We start from the raw sequence: 5,181 nt of genomic DNA, 5'->3' as shown, positions 1-5,181 counted from the left end.
CGCCCACGCCGACGCCGACGCCCACTCCCACGCCGGGCCCGGCCAACGCCGCCCCCGTCGCGACCCCGCCGGCCGCGGTGATCGCATCCGCAGGTAACCGGATCGGCACCAGCAGCGTCCCGATGAAGGTCAGCTGGGCGGCCACCGACGCCGACGGTGACGCGATCACCGGTTACACGCTGCAGTACTCCGGCAACGCGGGCAGCTCCTGGACCTCGGTGTCGCTGCCCTCGCCGACCGCGACCTCGGTGACGGTCAACGTGGGCTCCACGACCAACGTGTTCCGGGTCCGGGCGTCGGACGCCCGGGGTGCGGTCGGCGGCTACGCCAACGGCCCGCAGTTCGCGATGACCCTGGCGCAGCAGAGCGCAGCGACGTTGAGCCTGTCCACGAACTGGACGACGGTCAACCACAGCGACGCCTCGGGCGGTTCGCTCAAGCAGGCCAAGGCCGCCGGTTCGACGGCGACGTTCACCTTCAACGGCACGCAGATCGCCTGGATCGGAACCTGGTCGCCCAACCGCGGCCGGGCCGAGATCTTCTTCGACGGGGTCAGCCAGGGCACCGTCGATCTCTACGGCGCCGACGTGTCCACCCGCCGGATCCTGTTCAGCAAGAAGGTCGGGTCGGGCAACCACACGTTGCTGATCAAGGTGCTCGGGACCAAGGACTCGCGGTCCGCGTCCAGCTACGTCGACGCCGACGCCTTCGTTACCGTGCGTTAGAACGGACATTCCTGACGAAGCGTCAGAGGCAACGTGGCTTATGTCCGTTCTGGCCGAAAGTACAAGGCCCGAATAGCTGAAAGGCGGTGGTTGCACCGCTGTTTAGTTCCTAGGCTGAGGAACACACGGGCGCGTACGGGGGATGTACAACGCGGCCGAAATGACACCGGGCTGTTCTCTTGCCGGTGGCGGCGCATCCTCACCCCCGAGACCCACTGTCTGAGGTCCGAGGAGTGCTTGCCTGTGAACCGTCCCCGCCCGGCGTTGCGCAGGACCACCGTCGTCGACCTCAACTCCGCCGGCGTCGCTACCCGCCGGACCCTTTTCACCAAGGGCGCCACCTCGGGCAGCCACACCCTGGTGGTCAAGGTCTACGGAAACGCCGGCTACGTCGACGTGGACACCTTCTTTACCGCGCGCTGACGGGGAGCGCGCAGCGCAAGGCACGACGGGCCGCCGGCCAAGGCGGCTCCGGGAACGACGGATCGGGGGTCCGGTAGTGAGGGTGGGTCAGGGAATCAGAGCTTCACGCGCAGTGGTCGTCGGCCTCTCCATGCTCGTGGTGATCGCCGGTCTGGCCGGGCCGGCAGCTGCGGGCGACGGCCCGAACCCGGCCGAGCCAACGGTCGCGCCCGCGGAGGGCGAGGACTCCGAACGCGTTCCGGACCGCTACCTGGTGATCTTCAACAAAGACACGACCCTCGAGCACATTCGCGACGTCGAGCAGGAGGCCACCGTCCGCGGCGGCCGGATCCACGTCGAGTACACCAAGGCCCTGCGCGGCTTCGGTGCCACCCTGCCCAAGGACGCGCTGGCGGCGGTGAAGTCCGACGACCAGATCCGCTTCGTCGAGGCGGACCGCACCGTCGGAATCACCTCGACCCAGACCTCGGTCCCGTCCTGGGGCCTGGACCGGGTCGACCAGCGGCCGGGCCAGGTCGACGGACGGTACGGCTACGAGGCGACCGGCGTGGGCGTGACCGCGTACATCATCGACACCGGCATCCGGGCCACCCACCACGAGTTCGGCGGCCCCTCGAACAGGCGCGTCGAGGCGGGTTACAACGCCGTCCCCGACGGTCGCACCTCCGACGACTGCAACGGCCACGGCACGCACACCGCGGCGACGGTCGGCGGTGCCACCTTCGGCGTCGCCAAGGCGGTGTCCTTGGTCCCGGTCCGGGTGCTCCGCTGTGACGGCGGCGGCGAGGTCATGTGGTTGGTGGAAGGCATCGACTGGATGTCCCAGCAGGTCGACACCTGGCGGGCGACGCACACCGACGGGGCGTTCGTGGCCAACCTCAGCCTCGGCCAGGTCGGCTCCGCCGCGATCGACCAGGCCGTCAAGACCGCGATCGGCAAGGGCATCACCTTCGTGGCCGCGGCCGGCAACGAGAACGGCAGTGCGTGCACCCCGTCTCCCGGCCGGGTCCCGGAGGCGATCACCGTCGGTGCCATCACCAGGGAGGACGAGCGGGCCGGCTTCTCCAACTACGGCTCCTGCGTCGACATCTGGGCGCCGGGGTCGGCGATCAGGTCCGCGCACAACTCCTCGGACACCGCGACGATCACGCTGTCCGGTACCTCGATGGCGACTCCGCACGTGGCCGGTGCGGCCGCGCTCTACCTGGAGCGCTTCCCGGCCTCGACCCCGGCCGAGGTGAGCGCCGCGGTCACCTCGACCGCGACCACCGGGGTGTTGCGCGACCTCGGCCCCGGGTCCCCGAACAAGCTGCTCTTCGCCGCCGGGCTCGGCGGTGTGGCCAACCGCGGCCCGACGATGGGTACCCCCGTTCCGTTTCTGATGGGTGGTCAGGCGACGGCCGGCCGTGGGATCCCGGTCAAGGTCATCGCGGACGCCGCGATGGACCCGGACGGTGACGCGGTGACCAGCCATCAGGTCCAGCGCAGTGGCGACGGCGGCATCACCTGGTCCGAGGTGGCGCTGCCCTCGGCCCGCGCCGCCTCGGTCGGGCTCAAGATCCCGGCCACCGGTGCGCTGCGCTTCCGGTCCCGGGCCACCGACCACCTCGGCCACGTGGGCGACTGGATCCTGGGCCCGACCCGTTCGCTGTCGCTGCGCGAGGAGAAGAGCAACGCGTCCTTCTCCCAGGGGGGCCTGTGGAGGGTGGCCACCCCGAAGGCGGCCCTCGGTGGCGCGGTCCGTCGCACCCAGAAGTCGGGATCCTCGGTCACCATGACGTTCACCGGGAGCCAGGCGAGCTGGATCGCGACCATGGCCAAGGACCGGGGCAAGGCCGCGGTCTACGTCGACGGGAAGAAGATCGGCGTCGTCGACCTCTACGCGAAGAACGCGACCTCGCGGCGCACGGTCTTCTTCATCACCGGTCTGACCTCGGGCAAGCACAAGGTGAAGATCGTCGTGCTCGGGACCAAGCGCGGCGCGGCCAAGGGCCACCAGATCGACGTCGACGGCTGGGCGACGCTGTCCTGATCACACCCGCGCGGCCGCCAGCGCTGCGCTCTCGGGATCGCCGTCGATGTGCCGCGCGAATTCGTCGACCCAGGACGCGACCTGCGCGCCGTGGGTGATCAGCGCCCCCCAGTGCCCGGTGTCGATCGTGCGCCACCAGGCCGGGGACGCCCAGTCCAAGCCGGCCGCGGCCAGGCCCGGACTGACGTACTTGTCCTTAAGCGGCACCACGAACTGCACCGGTGCGGCCGCGGGCTTCGCCTGCGGTCTGTGGCTGAGCCGGGGGAACATGTTGGCCCGGTACATGTTCAGTCCGGCCAGCGCGTCCTGGGTCAGGGTGATCGCGGTGTGGACCTCGTCGGCGGGGATGCCCTCGGTCCGCTGCAGCCGCTTGTCCCAACGCGGTCCCAGGGCGCGCTTCCAGGCGAGTTCGGGAAGCACCGGCAGTTGGAACAGGCCGAGGTACCAGGACTTCGCCTGCTGGCGCAGCACCGGCGCGAGCCGTCCCGGGGACGGGTGGCGCAGCCGGTCCCGGGTCCAGGCTGCGACGTGGTCCAGGCAGGGCCCGGAGATCGTCGTGTACGAGGCGATCCACCCCGCCGCGTCCGCGGCGGTGACGGCCTCCCACGCGGTGATCGATCCCCAGTCGTGGCCGACCACATGGACCTTGCCTTCGACTCCGGCGGCACCCACCACGGCCCGGCAGTCCCCGGCCAGCGCCGGCAGTTCGTAGGCCGCCTTCGCGCTCGGCCGCTCGGACTCGCCGCTGCCGCGCGCGTCGTAGCGCAGGACGTGCCAGTCCTTGGCCAGTGCCGCCGCGACCACGTCCCAGACGGTGTGGGTGTCCGGGTAGCCGTGCACCAGCAGCACGGTGGGCCGGGAGCTGTCCCCGCTCGACCAGGCCGCGAGGCGGACCCCGTCCGGGGCCGTGACGGCGAGCCGCCGGGCCGCCTTCCGCTGCGGGCTCAAGGGCCGGCTTCTGCGCCCGCGACCGCGAAGCGGCTCGCGTACCGGTCGGAGAGTTCGCGCAAGGCGCTTCCACAATCGCCGGAGAACGAGGACCCGTGCATGATCGCCAGCGTCTGCGGTTCCAGGTCGGCCAGCTTGCGGATCGTCGGTGCGGTGCTCGGCGTCAGGCTGGTGGACATGAACATCGCCTCCGCCTGATCAGCCGGTTCGACGACGTCGGAGGAGACCACGGCCGGACCCGCGCCGAGGTGGGAGAACAGGTCACCGCAGAACAGCGTTCCGGTAACTTCCTCGTAGAGCACGCGGGCGTCCCAGCCGTGCGGCACGTGCGGGGTGTCGATGTGCCGCAGCCGCCGCCCGCCGATGTCGAGCACCTCGCCGTCGGCCAGCGGCCGCGGCGCGCGGTCGCACAGATCGTTGAGCGAGACCATGCAGCCCATCGCGCCGTGCGCGACGGTGGCCTGCGGGGCCGCGGCGAGGAGATTGTTCATCGCGCCGCACTCGTCGGCCTCCAAATGACCGAAGGTGATCCAGCGCAGGTCGGCGACCGGTCGAACCGTCTCGATCGCGGCCGTCACCAGCGGGAACATTCCGCGCGGGCCGGTGTGGAAGATCGCGGGCTCGTCGGCGTCGATCAGGAACTGGTTGAAGGTGAAGCCGGTCGGGCCGATCTCCGGGACGAAAGTGGCAATCCGGTAGATCCGGTCGGCGATCTCGTCGATGGTGGTGTTGGGGGTGCTTTCCATCAGAACCCTCCTGGGTGATTGGGCTCGCAAGGTGGCGCAGCGCCATTAGTCTGGACCCAGGTCCGCACGGGTGCGCTATGTGTCCCCGGGTCCCAACTATGAAGGCCGTCGCGGGAACCCAGTTCGGCTGGGGCTGCGTTCGTGCCGCGCGCCGCGAGGCGACCATCGCACCACGATGGACCTAGTGGTCTGTCTGTGAATTAGCGCGGTATGATTGATCATGCCGATCAAGACAGCACCGGCGTTGCCGGTCAGTAGTGAGCAGCGCGCGGAGTTGGCCCGGATGGCGCGGTCCTCGACGCTGCCC

5 protein-coding genes are annotated in these 5,181 nt (G+C 70.2%); 3 read left to right on the top strand and 2 right to left on the bottom strand.

Annotated features, from left to right (window positions below; translation table 11 throughout):
* Positions 1-122 precede the first annotated feature (122 nt).
* The 3 genes from H0X00_RS21335 to H0X00_RS21325 all read left to right on the top strand — a co-directional run bounded on the left by H0X00_RS21335 (position 123) and on the right by H0X00_RS21325 (position 3,180).
* The gene (locus H0X00_RS21335; protein ID WP_293774624.1) at positions 123-725 is read left to right on the top strand and encodes a fibronectin type III domain-containing protein; all 603 of its coding nucleotides are present in this window, start codon (positions 123-125) and stop codon (positions 723-725) included.
* A 243-nt stretch (positions 726-968) separates the two neighbouring features.
* Positions 969-1,148 carry a hypothetical protein gene (locus tag H0X00_RS21330; protein WP_293774622.1) on the top strand — a complete coding sequence of 60 codons (180 nt, stop codon included), beginning with the start codon at positions 969-971 and terminating at the stop codon, positions 1,146-1,148.
* Between the two features lie 112 nt (positions 1,149-1,260).
* Positions 1,261-3,180, top strand: a complete 1,920-nt coding sequence (locus H0X00_RS21325) for a S8 family serine peptidase (RefSeq protein WP_293774621.1) — start codon at positions 1,261-1,263, stop codon at positions 3,178-3,180.
* Here the strand turns inward: H0X00_RS21325 and H0X00_RS21320 are convergent, their stop codons facing one another.
* Entirely contained in the window at positions 3,181-4,128 is a 948-nt protein-coding gene (locus tag H0X00_RS21320) for an alpha/beta fold hydrolase (RefSeq protein ID WP_293774620.1), read from the bottom strand. It abuts the gene before it with no gap.
* Positions 4,125-4,874 (bottom strand): MBL fold metallo-hydrolase, encoded by a 750-nt coding sequence (locus tag H0X00_RS21315; RefSeq protein WP_293774619.1) that lies wholly within the window; start codon positions 4,872-4,874, stop codon positions 4,125-4,127. The genes H0X00_RS21320 and H0X00_RS21315 overlap by 4 nt, the downstream gene beginning before the upstream one ends.
* Positions 4,875-5,181 lie beyond the last annotated feature (307 nt).

It is taken from the genome of Sporichthya sp. (assembly GCF_013815995.1).
Classification (GTDB): Bacteria; Actinomycetota; Actinomycetes; order Sporichthyales; family Sporichthyaceae; genus Sporichthya.
The sequence above is the reverse complement of the archived record's forward strand: the minus strand, read 5'-3'. Positions and strand labels throughout refer to the sequence as shown.